The organism is Pseudomonas silensiensis, assembly GCF_050434865.1.
Classification (GTDB): Bacteria; Pseudomonadota; Gammaproteobacteria; order Pseudomonadales; family Pseudomonadaceae; genus Aquipseudomonas; species Aquipseudomonas fluorescens_W.
In genome coordinates this window covers 78,753-100,811 of sequence record NZ_JBNDJH010000029.1, presented here as the reverse complement: position 1 = coordinate 100,811, position 22,059 = coordinate 78,753, and the positions used below count along the sequence as shown (strand labels likewise).

The 22,059-nt window shown below is 59.6% G+C and carries 16 protein-coding genes and 2 tRNA genes; 4 read left to right on the top strand and 14 right to left on the bottom strand.

The annotated features are described in order from the left end of the window. Positions 1–107: 107 nt before the first annotated feature. Both rlmB and rnr read right to left on the bottom strand, forming a co-directional pair. On the bottom strand, positions 108–875 hold the full coding sequence (rlmB, locus tag QF010_RS29805) for a 23S rRNA (guanosine(2251)-2'-O)-methyltransferase RlmB (protein ID WP_429534515.1): 768 nt from the start codon (positions 873–875) through the stop codon (positions 108–110). Continuing rightward, complete coding sequence (rnr, locus tag QF010_RS29800) at positions 872–3,502, bottom strand: ribonuclease R (RefSeq protein ID WP_429534514.1); 2,631 nt, start codon at positions 3,500–3,502, stop codon at positions 872–874. Before rnr ends, rlmB begins: the two co-directional genes overlap by 4 nt. Before the next feature lie 226 nt (positions 3,503–3,728). Between rnr and QF010_RS29795 the strand changes: the two genes are divergently transcribed. The 4 genes from QF010_RS29795 to QF010_RS29780 all read left to right on the top strand — a co-directional run bounded on the left by QF010_RS29795 (position 3,729) and on the right by QF010_RS29780 (position 6,909). Then, positions 3,729–3,815, top strand: a tRNA-Leu gene (locus tag QF010_RS29795). Positions 3,816–3,981: 166 nt separating this feature from the next. After that, positions 3,982–4,068 (top strand) — tRNA-Leu (locus QF010_RS29790). A gap of 265 nt (positions 4,069–4,333) precedes the next feature. Next, positions 4,334–5,344, top strand: a complete 1,011-nt coding sequence (locus QF010_RS29785) for an extracellular solute-binding protein (RefSeq protein ID WP_429511261.1) — start codon at positions 4,334–4,336, stop codon at positions 5,342–5,344. Next, positions 5,344–6,909, top strand: coding sequence for an ABC transporter permease (locus QF010_RS29780; protein WP_429534513.1), 1,566 nt, complete (start codon positions 5,344–5,346; stop codon positions 6,907–6,909). The genes QF010_RS29785 and QF010_RS29780 overlap by 1 nt, the downstream gene beginning before the upstream one ends. Positions 6,910–7,033: 124 nt before the next feature. Here the strand turns inward: QF010_RS29780 and QF010_RS29775 are convergent, their stop codons facing one another. The 12 genes from QF010_RS29775 to QF010_RS29720 form a co-directional block, all read right to left on the bottom strand. Next, on the bottom strand, positions 7,034–8,968 hold the full coding sequence (locus tag QF010_RS29775; protein ID WP_033055546.1) for a methyl-accepting chemotaxis protein: 1,935 nt from the start codon (positions 8,966–8,968) through the stop codon (positions 7,034–7,036). Between the two features lie 150 nt (positions 8,969–9,118). After that, positions 9,119–10,408, bottom strand: coding sequence for an adenylosuccinate synthase (locus tag QF010_RS29770; RefSeq protein ID WP_033055545.1), 1,290 nt, complete (start codon positions 10,406–10,408; stop codon positions 9,119–9,121). 54 nt (positions 10,409–10,462) lie between these two features. Continuing rightward, on the bottom strand, positions 10,463–11,650 hold the full coding sequence (locus QF010_RS29765) for an ATP phosphoribosyltransferase regulatory subunit (protein ID WP_007939588.1): 1,188 nt from the start codon (positions 11,648–11,650) through the stop codon (positions 10,463–10,465). Between the two features lie 318 nt (positions 11,651–11,968). Continuing rightward, positions 11,969–12,838, bottom strand: coding sequence for a protease modulator HflC (gene hflC, locus QF010_RS29760; RefSeq protein ID WP_008156983.1), 870 nt, complete (start codon positions 12,836–12,838; stop codon positions 11,969–11,971). Then, on the bottom strand, positions 12,838–14,007 hold the full coding sequence (hflK, locus tag QF010_RS29755; RefSeq protein ID WP_033055544.1) for an FtsH protease activity modulator HflK: 1,170 nt from the start codon (positions 14,005–14,007) through the stop codon (positions 12,838–12,840). The genes hflC and hflK overlap by 1 nt, the downstream gene beginning before the upstream one ends. Before the next feature lie 96 nt (positions 14,008–14,103). Next, positions 14,104–15,405 (bottom strand): ribosome rescue GTPase HflX, encoded by a 1,302-nt coding sequence (gene hflX / locus QF010_RS29750; RefSeq protein WP_033055543.1) that lies wholly within the window; start codon positions 15,403–15,405, stop codon positions 14,104–14,106. A 12-nt stretch (positions 15,406–15,417) separates the two neighbouring features. Continuing rightward, a complete protein-coding gene (gene hfq / locus QF010_RS29745; protein ID WP_007902656.1) occupies positions 15,418–15,678 on the bottom strand; it encodes an RNA chaperone Hfq in 261 nt (86 codons plus the stop codon). Positions 15,679–15,772: 94 nt separating this feature from the next. Next, positions 15,773–16,744 carry a tRNA (adenosine(37)-N6)-dimethylallyltransferase MiaA gene (gene miaA, locus QF010_RS29740; protein WP_046056853.1) on the bottom strand — a complete coding sequence of 324 codons (972 nt, stop codon included), beginning with the start codon at positions 16,742–16,744 and terminating at the stop codon, positions 15,773–15,775. Then, positions 16,744–18,654 carry a DNA mismatch repair endonuclease MutL gene (mutL, locus tag QF010_RS29735; protein ID WP_033055541.1) on the bottom strand — a complete coding sequence of 637 codons (1,911 nt, stop codon included), beginning with the start codon at positions 18,652–18,654 and terminating at the stop codon, positions 16,744–16,746. The genes miaA and mutL overlap by 1 nt, the downstream gene beginning before the upstream one ends. Then, positions 18,651–20,078, bottom strand: coding sequence for an N-acetylmuramoyl-L-alanine amidase (locus tag QF010_RS29730; protein ID WP_429534512.1), 1,428 nt, complete (start codon positions 20,076–20,078; stop codon positions 18,651–18,653). The genes mutL and QF010_RS29730 overlap by 4 nt, the downstream gene beginning before the upstream one ends. Further along, positions 20,079–20,549 (bottom strand): tRNA (adenosine(37)-N6)-threonylcarbamoyltransferase complex ATPase subunit type 1 TsaE, encoded by a 471-nt coding sequence (gene tsaE, locus QF010_RS29725; RefSeq protein ID WP_033055537.1) that lies wholly within the window; start codon positions 20,547–20,549, stop codon positions 20,079–20,081. Then, a complete protein-coding gene (locus QF010_RS29720) occupies positions 20,537–22,036 on the bottom strand; it encodes an NAD(P)H-hydrate dehydratase (protein WP_429534511.1) in 1,500 nt (499 codons plus the stop codon). The genes tsaE and QF010_RS29720 overlap by 13 nt, the downstream gene beginning before the upstream one ends. Between the last annotated feature and the right edge of the window lie 23 nt (positions 22,037–22,059).

The window sequence follows — 22,059 nt, the reverse complement described above, 5'->3', positions numbered from 1 at the left end:
CTGTCGGGTGGCATTCGCCCTGATGAAAAATCAGAGCGAATACTTGTCAGCCTGAGAATTCAGGGTTGCGGGGCAACATAGAATCTCCCACAGGGATCACAACTGGTTTAAGACTTTTTGGCGGTTCCGGCGGCTTTGACGCTACGCTGGCGCTGAGCCTCGAACAGGCAAACGCCAGTCGCCACGGATACGTTGAGGCTGCTGACGCTACCGGTCATCGGCAGGTGCACCAGATAATCGCAAAGATCGCGAGTCAGGCGACGCATGCCGCTGCCTTCAGCCCCCATGATCAGGATGGTCGGGCCAGTCATGTCTTGCTGATACAGACTCTGCTCAGCCTCGCCCGCCGTACCGACAACCCACAAGCCACGTTGCTTGAGTTTTTCCAGGGTGCGCGCAAGGTTGGTGACGGCGACCAGCGGAATCACTTCCGCTGCGCCACAAGCGACTTTTCGTACCGTCGGGGTCAGCGTGGCTGACTTGTCCTTCGGCACGATCACCGCCAATGCGCCGGCCGCATCGGCCGAACGCAGGCAGGCGCCGAGGTTGTGCGGATCGGTCACGCCGTCGAGCACCAGCAATAGCGGTGCGCCTTCGGTGCGATCGAGCAATTCGTCGAGCATCGCCTCACCCCAGACCTGGCTAGGACTCACGTCCGCCACCACGCCTTGGTGCACGCCTTCAACCCAGGCATCCAGTTCGCGACGCTCGGCGTTGCCGACGGCCACGCGATTTTCGTTAGCCAGCACGATCAGCGTCTGAACCCGCGGATCACTGCGGCCTTCGGCCAGCCAGATCTGCTTGACGCGTTTTGGGTGGTGACGCAGCAACGCTTCTACAGCATGCACGCCGTAGATCTTTTCCAAATTACTCATGACTTGGCCTTCGGCTTACGCGCCCCGCCGCTTTTGGCGGCTGGAGCAGAACCCGCTTTTGGCGGGCCTTTACGGTGTTTGCTCGGTTTGGCTGGCTTGCCGCCGGGAGCCTTGTCAGGCGCCGACCGTCCGGTCTTTCCCCCAGACGCCGCTTTACCGCCGCTTTTCGCTTCAGACAACAACGCCTGCTTCATTTCGCGGCTTTTGCGCAATTCGGCATTTTTCGCCGCGGCGTCGCTCGGGCGATAGGCTTCGACAGCTTTTTCCTTGGCAGGACGACGACCTGTTTTCGCCGGGGCCGGTTCAGCAGCTGTTTTGGCAGCAGGTGCAGCGGTTTCTGTTCCGCGCTTTTTGCGGCCAATCGGCGCGCTGATGGTTTTTTCAGCCATCTCGAAGTCGATCTTGCGTTCGTCGAGGTCGACGCGCATGACGCGCACTTCAACGGTATCGCCAAGACGGAAGCTGCGACCGGTGCGCTCACCGGCCAGGCGGTGGTGCACAGGATCGAAGTGGTAGTAATCGCCCGGCAGCGCGGTGACGTGCACCAGGCCTTCGACGTAGATATCGGTCAGCTCGACGAACAGACCAAAACCGGTCACGGCAGTGATCACACCCGGGAACGACTCGCCCACACGGTCTTTCATGAACTCGCACTTGAGCCAGTTCACAACGTCGCGGGTCGCTTCGTCGGCACGGCGCTCGCTCATCGAGCACTGCTCGCCGAGCTGCTCCAGGATCGCTTCGTCGTACGGATAGATGCGCGCTTTCGGAATGGTCATCGCGCCAGCACGGCGAACGTGCGGGGTGTCCATTTTCGAATGGATGACGCTGCGAATCGCCCGGTGCGTGAGCAAGTCCGGGTAGCGACGGATCGGCGAGGTGAAGTGGGTATAGGCTTCGTAATTCAGGCCGAAGTGACCCTGGTTATCAGCGCTATACACCGCCTGACTCAACGAACGCAGCATGACGGTCTGGATCAGATGGAAATCCGGACGGTCCTTGATGCTCGCCAGCAATGCCTGGTAATCCTTCGGCGACGGGCCGTCCTTGCCTTTGTGCAGGGACAGACCGAGCTCGCCGAGGAAGGCGCGCAGTTTTTCCAGACGCTCCGGTGGCGGGCCATCGTGGACGCGGTACAGCGCAGGGATTTCGTGCTTTTTCAGGAATTCGGCGGTGGCCACGTTGGCCGCCAGCATGCATTCCTCGATCAGCTTGTGGGCGTCGTTGCGAACGGTTGGACGGATTTCGGCAATCTTGCGCTCGGTCCCGAAGATGATCCGGGTTTCCTGCGTTTCGAAATCGATCGCGCCACGCACGTGACGAGCGGCCAACAGCACCTTGTAGAGCGCATAGAGCTGCTTGAGGTGCGGCAGAACGTCGTTGTACTCGCCACGGAGCTGACGCGCCTCGGTGAGTTTCGGCGTTTCCAGCATCGCGCTGACTTTGTTGTAGGTCAGGCGAGCGTGGGAGTGAATCACCGCTTCGTAGAAGCAGTAGTCGGTCATCTCGCCGGATTTGGAGATGGTCATCTCGCAAACCATGGCCAGGCGATCGACGTGCGGGTTCAGCGAGCACAGGCCGTTGGACAGCTGCTCAGGCAGCATCGGCACCACGCGCTCAGGGAAGTACACCGAGTTACCGCGAACCTGGGATTCGTTGTCCAGCGCAGAGCCGATTTTCACGTAGCTGGAAACGTCGGCAATCGCCACGTACAACTTCCAGCCCCCGGAGAACAGGCGCAGCTTGCCCGGCTTGGCTTCGCAGTAGACCGCATCATCGAAGTCGCGCGCATCTTCGCCGTCGATGGTGACGAACGGCAGATGACGCAGGTCGATGCGCTTCTCTTTGTCTTTCTCTTCGACTTCCGGCTTGAGCTTGGCGGCTTCTTTCAGCACAGCCTCAGGCCAGACGTGAGGAATATCGTAGGTGCGCAGGGCAACGTCGATTTCCATGCCCGGCGCCATGTAGTTACCCACGACTTCGACCACGTCGCCTTGCGGCTGGAAGCGTGGTGTCGGCCAGTGAGTGATCTTCACTTCGACGAACTGACCGATCTGCGCGTTGGCATTACGACCCGGCGTGACCAGCACTTCTTGCTGGATCTTCGGATTGTCCGCAACGACAAAACCAATACCGCCCTCTTCGAAGTAGCGACCAACGATGGTCTCGTGGGCACGGGACACCACTTCGACGATCATGCCTTCGCGGCGACCGCGACGGTCAAGGCCGGAAACACGGGCCAAGGCACGATCGCCATCGAACACCAGACGCATTTGCGCCGGGCTCATGAACAGGTCGTCACTGCCGTCGTCCGGGACCAGGAAGCCGAAGCCGTCACGGTGACCGCTGATGCGGCCCAGGATCAGGTCGAGCTTGTCCACCGGCGCATAGGTGCCGCGACGGGTATAGATGAGTTGAGCGTCGCGCTCCATGGCGCGCAGGCGGCGGCGCAGGGCTTCGATCTGGTCTTCTGTCGTCAGACCAAACTCTTCGACCAACTGCTCGCGGTTAGCAGGCGAACCCCGATCAGCAAGGTGCTGAAGGATCAGTTCGCGGCTAGGAATAGGGTTGTCATATTTTTCCGCTTCACGAGCGGCCTCGGGATCGAGGGACTGCCAATCGGCCATTAGAGAGTTTTCACCTTGTCTATATGCGGGTTAGTTTGGCATAGGCGTAATGAAACGGGAAATTTCAGGCTGTGACAGCCCATCTAAAGCCCTTTATCGACACCGCAACGCTGAATTAAATGCCGCTGGTAAAATATTCCAGGTTTTTTTGATGTCGGGGGTTTACAGTTAAAAAGACGCTCCGTATAGTGCGCGCCATCGACGACGCAGACGCATTGCCGATAATGCCCAGATGGTGAAATTGGTAGACACGCCAGCTTCAGGTGCTGGTGACCGCAAGGTCGTGGAAGTTCGAGTCTTCTTCTGGGCACCAATTTCGAGCTTGAGATTAGTTCAATTTCAAGGCTCACACAAAAACCCGCGAAAGCGGGTTTTTTGTATTCTAAGCCTCTGATTTATTAAAACTAAATCAGGGGTTTACAGATCAAAAAGCTCTCCGTATAGTGCGCCACATCAACAGCGGCAACGCTGAAGATTATGCCCAGATGGTGAAATTGGTAGACACGCCAGCTTCAGGTGCTGGTGACCGCAAGGTCGTGGAAGTTCGAGTCTTCTTCTGGGCACCAATTCAAATTTCAGAGTCGATCTGAAATTTCACAAAAACCCGCGAAAGCGGGTTTTTGCGTTTCTGGCATTTGAAAATATATCAATGCTGCCTTTTGTGGCGAGGGAGACTGCTTCGCAGCCGAGCGGGAGCAAGCTCCCTCGCCACAAAGGCTCGCACTAGCCACCTCAGACAAAATCTCGCACCTCCTGCAAGGCGCACTTGAGAAACAATATCGTTTATCATTGTTTCAAGTTTTTGCAATGCGACAGTGAGGAACCTTGCGAATGATATTTCGAAATACCCTGCGCCGCGGCCTGACCATCACCCTGCTCGGCCTGGCACTCGCCACTCCCCTCACCCATGCCGCCGAACCGGTTTCCCTGACACTCTATAACGGTCAACACAAAGAAGTCGGCGACGCCATCGCCAAAGCCTTCGAAGCCAAGACCGGAATTCACGTCAATGTGCGCAAAGGCAGCAGCAACCAGCTCGCCAGCCAGGTCGTCGAAGAAGGAGATCGCTCCCCCGCCGACGTGATCTACACCGAAGAATCGCCACCTTTGAACAAACTCGGCGAACAAGGCCTGCTTGCACAGACCGATGCCGCCACCCTCGCCGTTCTGCCCAAAGACTACGTCGCCGGCAATGGCACCTGGATCGGTGTCACCGCCCGGGTCCGCGTGGTCGCCTTCAACCCGAAACTGATTGATGAAAAAGACCTGCCCAAGTCGGTCATGGAGTTCTCCGATCCGAAATGGCAAGGCAAGGTCGGCTTCGTACCTACCAGTGGCGCCTTCCAGGAACAGGCCGTGGCAATCATCAAAGTGCATGGCATGGACGCGGCCGAAGAATGGCTGACCGGCTTGCGCGCTTTCGGCAAGACCTACAGCAACAACATGGTTGCGCTGAAGGCGGTGGAAAACGGCGAAGTCGCTACCGTGCTCGTGAACAACTATTACTGGTTCGCCTTACAGCGTGAAAAAGGCCAGCTCGATTCGAAACTGCATTATTTCACCGGAGGCGACGTCGGCGGACTGATCACTGTTTCCAGTGCGGCCGTACTGAAGTCCAGCAAACACCCAAAAGAAGCCCAGCAATTCCTTGCCTACATGGCCAGTGAAGAAGGTCAGCGCGTGATCACCCAGACCACCGCCGAGTACCCTCTGCACAAAGGCATGGAATCGGATCGCGGGCTCAAGCCGTTCAGCGAACTTGAGGCACCGAAGGTCACGCCCGCCGATCTCGGCAATGCCGAGGAAGCCCTGGACCTGGAACGTGACGTTGGCTTGAACTGATGAGCGTATCGCTATCCGCCCCCGCCTCGAGCGGGGGTTACGTGCCACGGCGCAAGCGGCCATCGATCTGGTTGTTGTTGCCGGTTTTTCTGTTGGTGGTGCTCAGCCTGTTGCCGCTGGCGTATGTCGGACTCAAGACCTGGCAGGCCGGCTGGGCTGAGGCGTTGCATTTGTTGTGGCGCCCTTATGTGTTTGGCCTGCTGCGCAACACGTTGGCGCTGATGGTCGGTGTGACGCTCGCCTGTGGCGTGATCGGCCTGTCGCTGGCTTGGCTGCTTGAGCGCAGCAACTTGCCGGGGCGGCGCTTGTGGGGCGTGATTCTGTGCCTGCCGTTCGCGGTACCGGCATTTGTCAGCAGCTTTACCTGGGTCTCGCTGAGCGCTCATTTCGAAGGCTTGGGCGGGGCGATCCTGGTGATGACCCTGTCCAAGTATCCGCTGATCTTTCTGCCGGTCGCGGCGACCCTGCGCAATCTCGACCCCTCCCTCGAAGAATCCGCCCGCACACTGGGGCAGAATCGCTGGGGCGTATTTTTCAGAATCACTCTGCCACTGCTCTGGCCGTCACTGCTCGCCGGTTCGCTGCTGATCGCGCTGCACATGCTGGTGGAATTCGGTGCGCTGTCGATCATTGGACTGCAAACCTTTACCACCGCGATCTATCAACAGTTCGAACTGGAATTCAGTAACGCGAATGCTGCGATGCTTTCCGCGGTGTTGTTGGCGCTGTGTCTGATACTGCTGTGGCTGGAACTGCGCGTACGCGGCAAGGGCCGACACGTGCGTACCGGTCAGGGCGCGGCCCGACATGCGGAACAGGTTCGGCTGGGGCCTTGGGCTGCCGCCGGACAACTTTATTGCCTGGCGCTGGCGATCATCGGCAGCGGTATTCCGCTCGGAATGCTGGCGTACTGGCTAGCAGTGGGTTCGTCGGCAGCCTTCCCGGTGGCGGCAATCAGCGAGGCGCTGCTCTCCTCCCTGGCGCTGTCGCTGGGCGGCGCCGCGCTGTGCCTGGTGCTGGCAGTGCCGGTGGGATTGCTGGTGGTGCGCCACAAGGGCCAATTGGCGATCTGGGCCGAACGCTTGCCGTATCTGCTGCATGCACTGCCAGGACTGGTGATCGCTCTGACGCTGGTGTATTTCGCCCTGCACTATGTGCCGGTGCTGTACCAGACTTCTGCGCTGCTGCTGATTGCTTATGCGCTGTTGTTTCTGCCGCTGGCGCAGGCACCGATTCGTACGGCGCTGAACAAGGCTGCGCCGCAACTGGAGGAGGCTGCACGCACGCTGGGAGCATCGTCTTTCAGTGCGTTTTGCCGGGTGACGCTGCCGATCATTTTCCCGGCGCTGGGCGCAGCGTTTGCGCTGGTGTTTCTGGATGCGATGAAGGAACTGACGGCGACCTTACTGCTGAGTCCGACCGGGCTTAATACGCTGGCCACCGAAGTGTGGGCGCATACCGCAAATGTGGAGTTTGCGGCGGCGGCGCCTTATGCGGCGTTGTTGATTTTGGTGTCGGGGTTGCCGGTTTATCTATTAACGACGCGGATGTATTTGAGCCGTTAAGACCGCCTTCGCGAGCAAGCCCGCTCCCACAGGGGATTTGAGGTGTTCACAAATTTTGTGTCCACCCACAATCACTGTGGGAGCGGGCTTGCTCGCGAAGAGGTCAGTCCGGGCAAAGAAAATCCTAAGCCCTGAACTGCCCCAGACTCGCCTTCAACTGCGCCGCCAATCCATCCAGCACCTTGCCGCTGGCCGTGGTTTCCACCACCGCTTGAGCCGCTTTCTCAGCCTGTGCATGAATGGTCTCAACGCGACCACGCACCGCTTGCGCGCCTTGCGCCTGATGCGCCGCTGCCTGCGTTGCCAGACCTATCGCCGCATGCACTTGTTCGACCGACGTCTGCACCGACTGCTGCAACCGCGCACTGTCACGCAACACCAGCAAACCTTCGCTGGCCTGACGCCCGGCCTGACCGATCGCGGCCACCGCCTCACGCGCGCCTTGTTGCAAGGCAACGATGTGCGCCTGAATGTCGCCAGTGGAACTCTGCGTCTTGCTCGCCAGCGCCCGCACTTCATCGGCCACCACGGCAAACCCGCGACCGGTCTCGCCCGCACGCGCCGCTTCGATCGCTGCGTTCAGCGCCAGCAGGTTGGTTTGCTCGGCGATCCCGTGAATCACCGTCAGCACCACTTCAATCTGCTCACTCTGCTGCGCCAGCCGCTCGATGACTTTCGCCCCGGTATCGACCTGCCCGGCCAACGCCTCGATCAGACTGCCGACTTTCGCCGAGGTCCGCGTGTTTTCATCCGTGGCCGAACGAATATCCACCACTTGCTGCAAGGCCGCCTGCATGGCGTGACTTTCAGACTGAGCGTCATCCGCCATCTGCGACAACGCACGCAGGCTCTCCGCCACTTCATCACGCTGCATGCCCGCTGCTTTATCGGCCCCGGCATTGCGTAAGGTCATGGCGCCGATTTCCACGCCAGTGCGCTGAGCCACATCGCCCGCTTCGCGCACGATCGGCTGCAACTTATCCACAAAGCGATTGACCGCCGAGGCCATATCGCCGATCTCGTCCTTGCTGTTGATTTGCACACGCTTGGTCAGATCACCCTCGCCCGCCGCCAAATCATCCATGGCCGCAATCAGTAATTTCAGGCGATTGACCACTCGACGACCCAGCACCACCGCGAGCAACAGCAGCACACCGCAACCGACCAGCGCGAGACCCATGCCGATGCGCCAGCGCAATGTGCCCGCCGCCTCCTGAACAGTGCTGGTGGTGTTGGCTTGCATTTCAGAAGCCGTGGATTGCGCCGACTTCAGACGCGCGCCCATTGCCGCTGCGCTATCAGCCGCCGCGCCTTTGAGGCTGTCGCCGACCAGTTGATCACTGCTGGCGATCAGCGCGGTGAAGCGCTTGTCCAGGGCTGCCAGATCGACTTCCACCGAAGCGGTAGAGACGCCCATCAAAACCTTGCCGATTTCCACGCCATTGGGGCTGATCGAGGCCTCGAGGTAGTAGACCGATGGATCGTTCTTCGCCGCATCCAGCACTTTGTCCAACGCACGCTCGCCTTGGCCCTTCTCCAGCAGCGCTTTGTTGATCGGGTTCTCGCGATTCAAATAGCGGGTCAGGTGCTGGCCGGTGGCGTCGTCATAGATCACGAACAACACGTTGGGATTGCGCTGAGCCCGGCGGGCGAATTCGGACAGGGTTGGAACGTCGCTGTCCCACATGGCGCGGGGCGCGACCGAAGCCAGAAGCTGCGCCATATCATTGGCGGAGTCCTTCAGATCCTTCTCCAGCGTCGCACGCAGCTGTGCCTGCTCGTCCTTCAATCGCGAGGACAAGCCCGCCGTAAGGCGCTGGCGCGTGCTGGTGGAGAGGCTGTCGAGGCTCGACGTGACCTCACGCCCTGCTTGCTCCAACTCACCGGAAAGTTTTTGACTGTCGGCACCCAGGCGCACACCCAGATCGGCTTCCAGTGCAGTCACCGTGCTCCGAGTCAAAGCAACAGCCACCAGCACCTGCACCAAAAGGGCGATACCAAGGGTAACGAACACAGGCCGTAATAGACGGCTTTGTAACAGTGAGAGAACGGCCGACACTTAGAATCCCTCTGCTTTAACGCCATTAAATTGATGGCACGCTAGAAGCGATGCGCTTAATGAAGTTCACAGCAAGGGTCGTGCCGTCCGACAGACAGAAACGACAAAGGCCCCAATTAAGGGGCCTTTGTGTTTTACATCAACGACTTATTAAGCGAACGGGTGACGCAGAACGATGGTTTCGTTGCGGTCCGGGCCCGTCGAAATAATGTCGATCGGTGCGCCGATCAGCTCTTCGACGCGCTTGATGTAGGCACGAGCATTGACTGGCAGCTCTTCCAGTGTCTTGGCACCCACGGTCGACTCGGTCCAGCCCGGCACTTCTTCGTACACCGGCTTCAGACCCACGTAGCTGTCAGCGTCAGTCGGGGCAACATCGTTACCTGCGGCATCTTTGTAGCCGATGCAGATGTTGATGGTTTCCAGACCGTCGAGTACGTCCAGCTTGGTCAGGCAGATGCCCGAGATGCTGTTCACATCAATAGCGCGACGCAGGATAACAGCGTCAAACCAGCCACAACGACGGGCACGGCCGGTAGTCGCGCCGAACTCGTGACCTTGTTTGGCCAAGTGCGCACCGACTTCGTCGAACAATTCAGTCGGGAATGGACCCGAACCTACACGCGTGGTGTAAGCCTTGGTGATGCCCAGGATGTAGTCCAGGAACATCGGGCCAACACCCGAACCGGTAGCCACGCCGCCAGCGGTGGTGTTGGAGCTGGTCACGTACGGGTAAGTACCGTGGTCGATGTCCAGCAACGAACCTTGGGCGCCTTCAAACATGATGTCTTTGCCCGCGCGACGCAGGTCGTGCAGCTCGGCCGTCACGTCCAGCATCAGCGGCTTGAGCAGCTCAGCGTATTCTTTGCACTCAGCCAGGGTCTTTTCAAACTCGATGGCCGGCTCTTTGTAGTAACCCACCAGCATGAAGTTGTGGTAGTCCACCAGTTCACGCAACTTGTCTTCAAAGCGCGGCATGTTGAGCAGGTCGCCAACACGCAGACCACGGCGCGCAACCTTGTCTTCGTAGGCCGGGCCGATGCCGCGACCGGTTGTACCGATCTTCAGCTCGCCACGGGCCTTTTCACGGGCCTGGTCCAGCGCAACGTGGAAGGACAGGATCAGCGGGCAGGACGGGCTGATACGCAGGCGCTCGCGCACCGGTACGCCTTTCTCTTCCAGCTTGACGATTTCCCGCAGCAGGGCGTCAGGTGCAACCACCACGCCGTTGCCGATCAGACACTGCACGCCTTCGCGCAGCACGCCCGACGGAATCAGGTGCAAGACGGTTTTTTCGCCATCGATCACCAGGGTGTGACCAGCGTTGTGGCCACCCTGGTAGCGCACTACGGCGGCAGCATGTTCGGTCAGCAGATCAACGATCTTGCCTTTGCCCTCATCACCCCATTGGGTGCCCAGGACTACGACATTCTTACCCATAACACTTGTCCTCATTCGCGCAAACTTGGTGCCGGCCGCGGCCGGCAGGAAAACTCAAGAAGCCAGTGGCGATACTTGCCAAAGCCCGTTCTGCTGAATCAATTGCCGGTCGCAGTCCGCTTCACGGGCGGCGGCCAAAGGTTGCCCAGGCAAAGCCTGAACGACACGCTGACCCTCACTGCGCAACTGGCAAACCTGCTGCCAGAGTGCCGCATCCGTACTGTCAGGCATCCAGATACCGCCAGACGGTAACTCGATCTCAGCACGCCCCAGGGTCACCAGGGTTTTCAAATCAGTAGAGAAGCCGGTTGCCGGACGGGCGCGACCGAAGTCGGCACCGATGTCGTCGTAACGACCGCCCTGAGCAATGGACTGGCCAACACCCGGCACAAACACCGCAAACACCACACCGGTGTGGTAGTGGTAGCCGCGCAACTCACCCAGGTCAAAATACAACGGCAACTCAGGGAAACGCGTGGACAGACGCTCGGCAATCGCCAGCAAGTCGTCCAGAGCGGCCAGTACTGGCGCCGGCGCATTCGCCAGACGCTCGCGCGCAGCGCTCAATACTTCACGGCCGCCACACAGGTCGACCAGCGCCCGCAACATGCCCGACAGATCGGCAGGCAAGCCTTCGGTCAAGGTAATGACCTCGTCGATGGCCTTACGTTGCAATGCATCGAACAACTGTTGTTCAACTTCACCGGACAAACCGGCGGCGCGAGCCAGGCCGCGGTAGATACCGACATGACCGAGGTCCATGTGCACATCCGGCACATCGGCCAGTTGCAGCATAGCCAACATCAGGCTGATGACTTCCACGTCGCTGCTCGGGCTGGCATCGCCGTACAACTCGGCACCCAGCTGGATCGGGCTGCGCGAGGACGACAAGGCGCGCGGCTGAGCGTGCAGCACGCTACCGGCATAGCACAGACGGCTCGGGCCTTCGCGTCGCAAGGTATGCGCATCGATACGCGCCACTTGCGGCGTGATGTCGGCACGGAAACCCATCTGCCGGCCCGATTGCGGGTCGATGACCTTGAAGGTACGCAGATCGAGGTCCTGGCCCGCGCCGGTCAGCAGGGATTCCAGGTACTCGATATGGGGAGTCACGACAAACTCGTAACCCCAGCTCTGGAACAGATCCAACACCTGACGACGCGCGACTTCAATGCGCGCCGCTTCTGGTGGCAGTACTTCTTCGATGCCATCTGGCAGCAGCCAGCGGTCTACCGTTGCCATTACGCCATTCCCCTATGATCCGGGCGGCAAGCCTTTGGGCGAGCCTTGAGTGAAGCAGAAAATGATCGGCTCATGCGCACAAACCACGCGCATGAACAACGCGGCGAAAAGCCTGAAACCGGCTTCGCCAACCACTTTCCTCGAAAAACCTGTCGAGTCATTCAACTCGGACGCCTGCATAAAAAACAGCAATCAAACGTGCAGACGCAAAAAAGCCGGGAATTTCCCGGCTGCCGCATCATACACACGTTTTCCCAAAGGATCACCCCGCCCGAGGTGTTAGCCGTCAGGCGGGGGATGATTCAGGTCAACGTCGTATCAAGGCTTGGCTTTTTCCAGGTAACGGAAGAAGTCGCTGCTTGGGTCCAGGACCATGACGTCGGATTTGTTCGCGAAGCTTTCACGGTAGGCACGCAGGCTACGGTAGAAACCGTAGAACTCCTGATCCTGGCCGTAGGCCTTGGAGTAGATTGCAGCGGCCTGGGCATCACCGTCACCGCGAACCTCTTCAGATTCACGATAGGCTTCAGCCAGCAACACGCGGCGTTGACGATCAGCGTCGGCACGAATGCCCTCCGACAGCTCGTTACCCTTGGCGCGGTGCTCGCGAGCTTCACGCTCACGCTCGGAACTCATGCGCTCGAACACACTGCGGTTCACTTCTTTCGGCAGATCGATGGCCTTGACCCGAACATCGACAACTTCGATGCCCAGCTCTTTTTCCGCCATCTTGTTCAGCGAAGCGGTGATATCGGTCATCAGCGCATCGCGCTCACCGGACACCACTTCGTGCAGCGTGCGCTTACCGAACTGGTCACGCAGGCCCGACTCCAGACGACGGGAAAGACGCTCGTCAGCAATCTGCTTGAGGCCGGAAGTCGCGGTGTAGAAGCGCTCGGCATCTTTCACGCGCCACTTGGCGTAGGCATCAACCATGACGGCTTTCTTTTCCAGCGTCAGGAAGCGTTGTGTCGGTGCATCCAACGTCATCAGACGTGCGTCAAATTTACGCACCTGGTTAACGTAAGGCACTTTCACATGCAGGCCCGGCTGAACATCTGTCTGGACCACACGACCGAACTGCAGCAGCACCGCACGCTCGGTCTGAGCCACGATGTAGAAACAGTTCCAGGCAGCGATCGCCACGACGACGCCGACAATAAGGGCGATCAGCGATTTATTGCTCATCAGCGACTCTCCCTGGTACGTGCTTGCTGTTGCTGCAGATCGGCTGCACGCACATTCGCTTCATTGCTGGTGGCTGCCGCGCCGGTCACCGGAGTGCTGGTGTTGCGACCGCCTTCGACCATCTTGTCCAGCGGCAAGTACAGCAGATTGCTCTGGCCATTCTTGTTGCCGGTCACGAGAACCTTGCTGGTATTGCTGAAGACTTCCTGCATGGTGTCCAGGTACAGACGCTGACGGGTCACTTCAGGTGCCTTGCGATACTCGCTCACCAGTTTGGTGAAGCGATCAGCCTCACCTTTGGCGCGCGAGACGGTTTCGTCACGGTAACCATTGGCATCTTCGATGATGCGCTGGGCCTGACCACGGGCTTCCGGCACGACGCCGTTGGCGTAGGTTTCAGCCTGGTTACGCGAACGCTGCTCGTCTTCACGGGCGCGGATCACGTCATCGAAGGCTTCCTGCACTTCACGCGGTGCGGCTGCGCTCTGTACGTTGACCTGAGTAACGGTGATGCCGGTGCGATAGGTATCCATGAAGCGTTGCAGACGCTCCTTGATTTCGCTGGCCATCAATTCACGACCTTCGGTCAGCACCTGATCCATAGCGGTGGAACCCACCACGTGGCGCAAGGCACTTTCGGTCGCGTGCTGCAGGCTGATTTCCGGCTGATCAACGCTCAGCACGAAGTCCTGCAGGTTGCTGATCTTGTACTGCACGGTCAGCGGCACTTCGACGATGTTTTCGTCTTCAGTCAGCATTTGACCCTGCTTGGTATAGGCACGCTCACGCGTGACGTTTTCCAGGTACTTGCGATCGATCGGCGGGAAATAGATGTTCAGGCCCGGGCCAACGGTTTCGTAGTACTTGCCGAAGCGCAGCACTACGGCTTGCTCCTGCTCGTCGACCACATAGACCGCGCTGTACAGCCACACGGCCGCCAACACGACCAGGCCGATGCCGAGCAGACCGCCGAAGCCGCTACTCCTGCCCGAACCGCCACCGTCATCACCGCGTTTCTTACCACCACCGAACAACCCGTTCAGGCTTTCCTGCAGCTTTCGGAAGGCCTCGTCGAGATCCGGTGGTCCCTTGCGGTCGCCGTTATTGCGGCGCTTGCCACCCCAAGGATCCTGATTATTCGAGTTGCCACCCGGCTCATTCCAAGCCATAGCGCTCTCCATCTGATAAAGCAAAGACGCACCCACGGCGCGCCGACCAATGCTACAGAATGCCCGTCACCGCGGCACAACCGCTTTTCCAGGCTTTTATTGCAAAGTGTGTTGCTCGATGAACTCTGTCGGCACAACGCCTTCACGGCTAACCAGCCGATTGAGCTCCGAACGGGGCAATCGAACGGCCAGCAAGCTGACACCTTCTTCGTCGTGTTCTTCTTTCTGCACCGCTCCAAGTTCGAAGAACTGCGCACGCAGTCGAGCGAATCGTTGCGGCAAGCGCAAGGTACCGATAAACAACTCACTGCCCAGCAACTCGGCAATGGCTTGCTCAAGCAATTCCAGACCACTGCCATCACGCGCCGATAGCCAGACCCGTTGAGGCTTGCCGTTTTCGTCGCGCTGGATTTGTGGCTCAACGCCTTCAAGCAAATCGAGTTTGTTATAGACCTCGAGGATCGGCAAGTCCTGGGCACCGATCTCGCCCAACACCACCATCACCTGCTCGATCTGCAACATGCGATCCGGTTCGGCCGCATCGATCACGTGCAACAGCAGGTCGGAGTTGCTCGACTCTTCGAGGGTAGACCGAAATGCTTCGACCAGCTTGTGGGGCAAGTGGCGAATGAAACCCACAGTGTCAGCCAGGACAATCGGCCCCAGGTCGTCCAGTTCCAGACGGCGCAAGGTCGGGTCCAGCGTGGCAAACAACTGGTCAGCCGCGTACACGTCGGATTTCGTCACGTTATTGAAGAGCGTGGATTTACCGGCGTTGGTATACCCCACCAAAGACACGGTAGGGATATCCGCACGCATACGGCCACGTCGCGACTGTTCGCGCTGGCTGCGCACTTTTTCCAGCCGGCCTTTGATCTGTCGCAGGCGAACCCGCAGCAAGCGGCGGTCGGTTTCCAGCTGGGTTTCACCCGGGCCACGCATGCCGATACCGCCACCTTGACGCTCAAGGTGAGTCCAGCCACGAACCAGCCGGGTGCTCATGTGGTCAAGCTGGGCCAGTTCTACCTGGAGCTTGCCTTCATGGGTACGGGCGCGCTGGGCGAAAATATCGAGAATCAGACCGGTGCGATCGATCACGCGACACTCGAAAACACGTTCGAGGTTACGTTCCTGACTGGGCGTGAGGATGTGATTGAAGATCACCAGATCTGCCTTTTCGGCATGGACCAGGTCGCGTAGTTCCTCGACCTTGCCGCTACCGATCAGGAATTTGGCGGTTGGCCGATGACGCGGCACGTTAAAAAACGCAACGGTCTCGGCGCCAGCCGAATTAGCCAATTCCTGAAACTCCTGCGGATCTTCGCGCGCCTCAGGGTCCTGTCCATCCAAGTGAACGAGGATCACTCGCTCACCACCACCGTGGCGCTCAAAGAACAAAGGAGACTCCTATCAGGCGTTACCTGGCTCAGCGTCACCTGCTTCGGATTCGGTTGCGCTAGGCAGACGAATTGGACGAACCGGCACCACTGTAGAGATAGCGTGTTTGTAAACCATCTGGCTGACGGTGTTTTTCAGCAGGATAACGAACTGGTCGAAAGACTCGATCGTGCCTTGCAGCTTGATACCGTTGACCAGGTAGATGGAAACCCCCACTTTCTCTTTACGTAAAGTATTCAAGTAAGGGTCTTGTAGCGAATGCCCTTTTGACATGTGCCGCACTCCTTTAAGGATTCAATATAAAAAATAGGTAAACAAATGGCTTGTGGCCGTCACACCCCCAAGGATAGACGGCAAATGCAAGGACTCAGCTCAATATGGAGATGGTCCCAAGGTATTTCAAGGCGCGCGGCAGATTGTCGCAATCGAGGCTGTCCAACCAGTGTAAATCAGCCCAACTGCGCAGCCAGGTGAACTGGCGCTTTGCCAATTGGCGCGTGGCAATGATTCCACGCTCCTGCATCTCGGCTTGCGTCAGCTTGCCATCCAGGTAATCCCAGACTTGTCGGTAGCCTACTGCACGTATAGACGGCAACCCGGCATGCAGGTCACTCCGTTTACGCAGGGCTACGACCTCGTCAATGAATCCCTGTTCCAACATATTCGTGAATCTTTGTTTAATTCGCTCGTGCAATACCTGACGATTTGCCGGAGCAATTGCCAAGTTCGCGACAGTATAGGGCAATTGTTGCAGTCCCGAGGCGGCTGCTTCAGTACTTTGCGCAGATTGTTGCAGCCTTAGTGCAGTCATGCTCTGACCACTGACGCGATAAACTTCCAGCGCTCGACTGAGTCGCTGTGGATCGTTCGGATGAATGCGCGCGGCGGATTCCGGATCAATGACCGCCAGTTGATCGTGCAGGGCTTGCCAGCCAAGGCGTGCAGCTTCTTCTTCGATCTGTGCGCGGACATCCGGATCTGCCGCTGGCATGTCTGCCAGACCTTCAACCAAAGCCTTGTAATAGAGCATTGTGCCGCCCACCAGCAGCGGAATTTTGCCCCGTGCGGTGATCTCGGCCATGGCCTGGAGGGCATCACGACGGAAATCGGCGGCCGAATAGCTCTCTGCCGGGTCGAGAATATCGATCAACCGGTGTGGAAATTCAGCCAGAAGCTCTTTTGAAGGCTTGGCAGTGCCGATGTCCATGCCACGGTAGACCAGCGCCGAATCGACACTGATCAGCTCGCAAGGCAAGACTTTGGTGAGTTCGATGGCCAGGTCGGTCTTGCCGGCGGCGGTCGGCCCCATCAGGAAAATCGCAGGAGGGAGCTGGTTCATCAACGACCGCGCAAGAACAGTTTGTCCAGATCGTCCAGGCCCAGTTGGGTCCAGGTCGGTCGGCCATGGTTGCATTGACCGCTGCGTTCGGTGTTTTCCATGTCCCGCAGCAGACCGTTCATTTCCGGCAGGGCCAGACGCCGATTCGCCCGAATCGCGCCATGGCAGGCCATGGTGCCGAGCAATTCGTTCAGGTGCGCCTGAATCCGGTCGCTGGTGCCATATTCCATCAGGTCCGCCAGTACGTCACTGACCAATCGATTGGCTTCAGCTTGCTTGAGCAAGGCTGGAATTTGCCGAATGGCCAGTGTTTCAGGACCAAGACGCTGCAGTTCAAAGCCCAGACGCTGGAACCACGCAACGTTTTCTTCGGCGCAATCGCCTTCGCGCTCGCTCACAGCCAAAGATTCCGGCACCAGCAGCGGCTGACCGCTCAGGCCTTCGCTGGCCATGGCGATTTTCAGCCGTTCGTACATGATCCGCTCATGAGCGGCATGCATGTCCACCAGCACCAGCCCTTGGGCGTTTTCCGAAAGAATGTAGATACCTTTGAGCTGCGCCAATGCATAACCCAGCGGCGGAATATCATCCTGCCCGGCCGGCAGCGCTACCGCATTGGCTTCTGGCAACGGCGCAAAAAACTCACGGTAGGCGGCCTGAGCTTCAGCCACCGGCACGCCGGACTGAGGCCGTGGCGAGTACTGATATTGATAACCGGCACCAGCGCCCGAGCCTGCCGGCGTATTGAACGATGGCTGAGCCTGAGGCTGTTCCAGCAAGGTATTGGCCGCCAGACGCATTTCGCCTTGCGGCCCGAACTCGCCAGCATCAATACCGGTCGGTCGAACGATGGCTGTCGCCACCGGCGCGGCCAGATGATCATCCGGGCGCACATCGCCCAAAGCGCGGTGCAGGGTGCCATAGAGGAAATCGTGAACCATGCGCCCGTCACGGAAGCGCACTTCGTGCTTGGTCGGGTGCACGTTGACGTCGACGCCTGCCGGATCGACTTCGAAAAACAGCACGAACGTCGGGTGCCGGCCGTTGAACAGCACGTCGCGATAGGCCTGGCGCACCGCGTGGGCCACCAGTTTGTCGCGTACCGCACGGCCGTTCACAAAGAAATACTGCAAGTCTGCCTGGCTACGGTTGAACGTCGGCAAGCCGACCCAGCCCCACAAATGCAGGCCATTGCGCTCGATCTCGATCGGCAGCGCCTGCTCGAGGAAACCCGAACCGCAAATTGCTGCCACACGCCGGGCACGGGCCGCGTCGTCATGGGCTTCATGCAGGCTGAGTATGGTCTTGCCGTTGTGGCGCAGATGGAACGCCACGTCGAAGCGCGCCAACGCCAAGCGCTTGATCACTTCTTGCAGGTGATCGAATTCGGTTTTTTCGGTTTTGAGAAACTTGCGTCGCGCCGGGGTATTGAAGAACAGGTCGCGCACTTCCACCGATGTGCCCACCGGATGGGCCGCCGGCTGCACGCGAGGCGCCATGTCCCGGCCTTCGGTTTCAACCTGCCAGGCCTGATCGGCATCACGGGTGCGAGACGTCAGGGTCAGGCGTGCCACGGAGCTGATCGACGCGAGTGCTTCACCACGAAACCCGAGACTCATGACCTGCTCGAGGTCCTCAAGATTGCGGATTTTGCTGGTGGCGTGACGCGCCAGGGCCAGCGGCAAGTCATCGGCAGAAATGCCGCTGCCATCGTCGCGCACCCGCAGCAGCTTGACGCCGCCCTGCTCTACATCGACATCAATACGCTTGGCACCGGAGTCGAGACTGTTTTCCAACAGCTCCTTGATCACCGAAGCCGGGCGCTCAACCACCTCACCAGCGGCAATCTGGTTCGCCAGTCGCGGGCTGAGCAGCTCGATGCGAGCCGTATTGGTCAGCACCTGGTTCATTCTTTGGCCGCCAGTTCAGTGCCGGGAATGGTCAGGTTCTGACCGATTTTCAGCTCGTCACTCTGCAGATTGTTGGCACTGCGTAGCGTGGCCGGCGACACCTGATAACGCACGGCAATCATTGCCAGCGTCTCGCCCGGGCTCACCCGATGGTCACGTGGACCTTGAGCGATTTTGCCGGAATCACGCAGCCAGGCGATGTAGGTGCCCGGTGGCGGATTCTGCTGGAAGAACTGGCGAACACCGGCGCTGATCGAGCGTGCCAGCGCCTGCTGGTGGTTCGCTGCGGCAAGCTTGGAGGCTTCGTTGGCGTTGGAGATGAACCCGGTTTCCACCAGGATCGACGGAATGTCCGGCGATTTCAGCACCATGAACCCGGCCTGCTCCACCCGTTGTTTGTGCAACGGCGTGACTCGGCTGATGTTGCTCAAGACCTTTTGGCCAACGTCCAGGCTCGAAGTCAAGGAAGCGGTCATCGACAGGTCGAGCAGCACACCGGCCAGCATGCGGTCCTTGTCGTCGAGGCTGACGCTGCCAGCACCACCGATCAAGTCGGAACGGTTTTCACTGTCGGCCAGCCAACGGGCCGTTTCCGAGGTAGCGCCACGATCAGACAGGGCAAACACCGAGGCACCGAAGGCTGCGGCCGAAGGTGCGGCGTCAGCGTGAATCGAAACGAACAGGTCGGCACCCTTCTTGCGGGCGATTTCAGTACGACCGCGCAATGGAATGAAGTAGTCGCCGGTGCGGGTCAGTTCGGCGCGGAAGCCTTTCATGCCGTTGACCTGACGCTGCAATTCGCGGGCGATGGCCAGTACCACGTCTTTTTCACGCTGACCGCGAGAGCCGGAGGCACCCGGGTCTTCGCCACCGTGACCAGCATCGATGACCACAACGATGTCGCGCTTGCCGGCCGGGGCTGGCGGCAGCTTCACCGCAGGCTCCACCGGCGTGACCGGTACCGGGGCCACTGTCGCAACGTTGGTCGGCGCCGGAATTGGCGCGGCGTCGGCGGCGTTATCGAACAAGTCGACCACCAGGCGATTGCCGTACTGGGCGTTTGGCGCCAGGGTAAAACTTTTCGGCGTCACGGCTTTTTTCAGGTCGATGACCACCCGCAGGTCAGTCGGCGTACGTTGAGCCGAGCGCATGGCGGTGATTGGAGTGTTCGAACTGTTGACGTTCAGCGGCGCCCCCAGTGTCGCGCCATTGATGTCGATGACCAGCCGATCCGGGGCGGTCAGGGTAAAAACGCTGTGCTGGACGGGACCGCTCAGGTCGAACACCAGTCGTGTGTTGTCCGGAGCCCGCCACAGGCGAACGCTGTTGACCTTTGTCTCGGCCACAGCGTCGACGGTCACCGCCAAAAACAACAATCCTACGGCAGCTACCATCGCGCGAAAGCGCATACCTAACCCCATCATTTAATTGGTTTCCAATGCCAAAGCGGCACACCACGACTCGCCACGCGAGCCCTGGGACAAAATTTTCAGCGAACGCCCGCTGTCTTGCGGGCTAATGGTAATGGTCAGGTCGGGCTTTGGCAAAAAGCCTGCACCCTTTTCGGGCCACTCGATCAGGCACAACGCGTCGTCTTCGAAGTAGTCGCGGATGCCGAGGTACTCCAGCTCTTCAGGGTCGACCAAGCGATAGAGGTCGAAATGGAAGGCCCGGATGTCGCCAATCTCGTAGGGTTCAACCAGGGTAAAGGTCGGACTTTTTACCGCGCCCACATGCCCCAAGCCACGGATGATGCCCCGGGACAGCGTGGTTTTCCCCGCGCCCAGATCTCCCTCGAGAAAAATCAGACCGTGCCCTTCAGTGGTTTGTGCGATACGTGCGCCAAATGCAGTCATCGCCTCTTCATCAGCCAGGTACAGGGTTACTTCAGACACGGTGCTTGCTCCTCCAACAACTGACGAATGGCTGGAATCAGATCACTGGCCGCCAGCCCACGGCCCGATTTACCTTCTTGCGCGCCAGCATTGGCGTGTAGCCAGACGGCGAGGCAGGCGGCGTCGAACGCCTCCATGCCTTGAGCCAGCAACGCGCCGACCAGACCGGCCAGCACATCACCCAAACCGGCGGTGGCCATGGCCGGATGGCCCTGATGACACAACGCCAGGCGCCCATCGGGGCTGGCGATCAGGCTGCCGGCGCCTTTGAGCACCACGACAGCTGTATATTTTTTGCTCAATGCATGAGCCGCCGCAGGACGATCGGCCTGGACTTCGGCAGTGCTCATCCCCAACAAGCGCGCCGCTTCGCCCGGATGCGGCGTGATCACACAATCTTTGGGCAAGCTCACGTGCTCTGTGGCCAGCAGATTCAATGCGTCGGCGTCCCAGACTTGCGGCAGAGGCGCGTTGGCGGCCGCCGACAAAAGGCTGCGCCCCCAGGAAGCCTGACCCAAGCCGGGGCCGACAACCAGCACGGAAACCTTTTGCAGCAGTCCCATCAGTTGATTGGCCGACGAAGTGCCCAACACCATGGCTTCCGGAATTCTCGCCAGCGCGGCCGGAACATGTTCACTGCGCGTCGCCACGGACACCATGCCTGTACCGCTGCGCAAGGCACTTTGCGCGCTCAGCAGGATGGCGCCACCAAAGCCGCGATCACCGCCGATCAGCAATACATGGCCGAATTTGCCCTTATGGGACGTTGGAGCCCGGCTCGCCAGACGTGGCAAGGAACTGGCCGTCAGGCGACGTGCACTGATGGCGACTCCGTTAAACGACTCGGGGGAGGCTTGCAGATCGTTGAACACCAACTCGCCGACCACGTCAGCAGCATCGCCGGCGAACAGACCCAGTTTCAGGCCGATGAACGTCACCGTCAGGTCAGCCCGCACCGCAGCGCCGAGTATTCGGCCGGTATCAGCGCACAGCCCCGAAGGGATATCCACCGCCGCAACCGGCAGCCCGCTGGCATTGATCGCTGCGATGACGCCCGCGTAGGGCTCTCGTACCTCTCCCGTCAGACCGGTGCCGAGCAAGGCATCCAGCACGATACCGCGCAACTCTGACTGTGCGCTCCAGGCTTGAACCGCGACACCTTCGGACACGGCCTCGGCATGGGCCAATGCCGCGTCACCCTGTAAACGCTGGGGATCACCGGCCGCCAGCACCCGTACATGCCAGCCCGCACGTCGGGCCAGCACAGCCACCAGATAACCGTCGCCTGCGTTATTGCCGTGGCCGGCCACAACACTCAATTCGTGCGCCGTCGGCCAATGACGGACCAACGCGCGCCAGGTCGCACGCGCCGCGCGCTGCATCAATTCGAAGCCCGGTGTGCCGGCCGCAATCAGGCTCGCATCGAGTGCTCGCACCTGCGCGGCGCTATACAGCGCGTCGGGTAAATCATCTTTAGTGTGCGGCATGCGTCTTCGGGCTCCGATGTCTG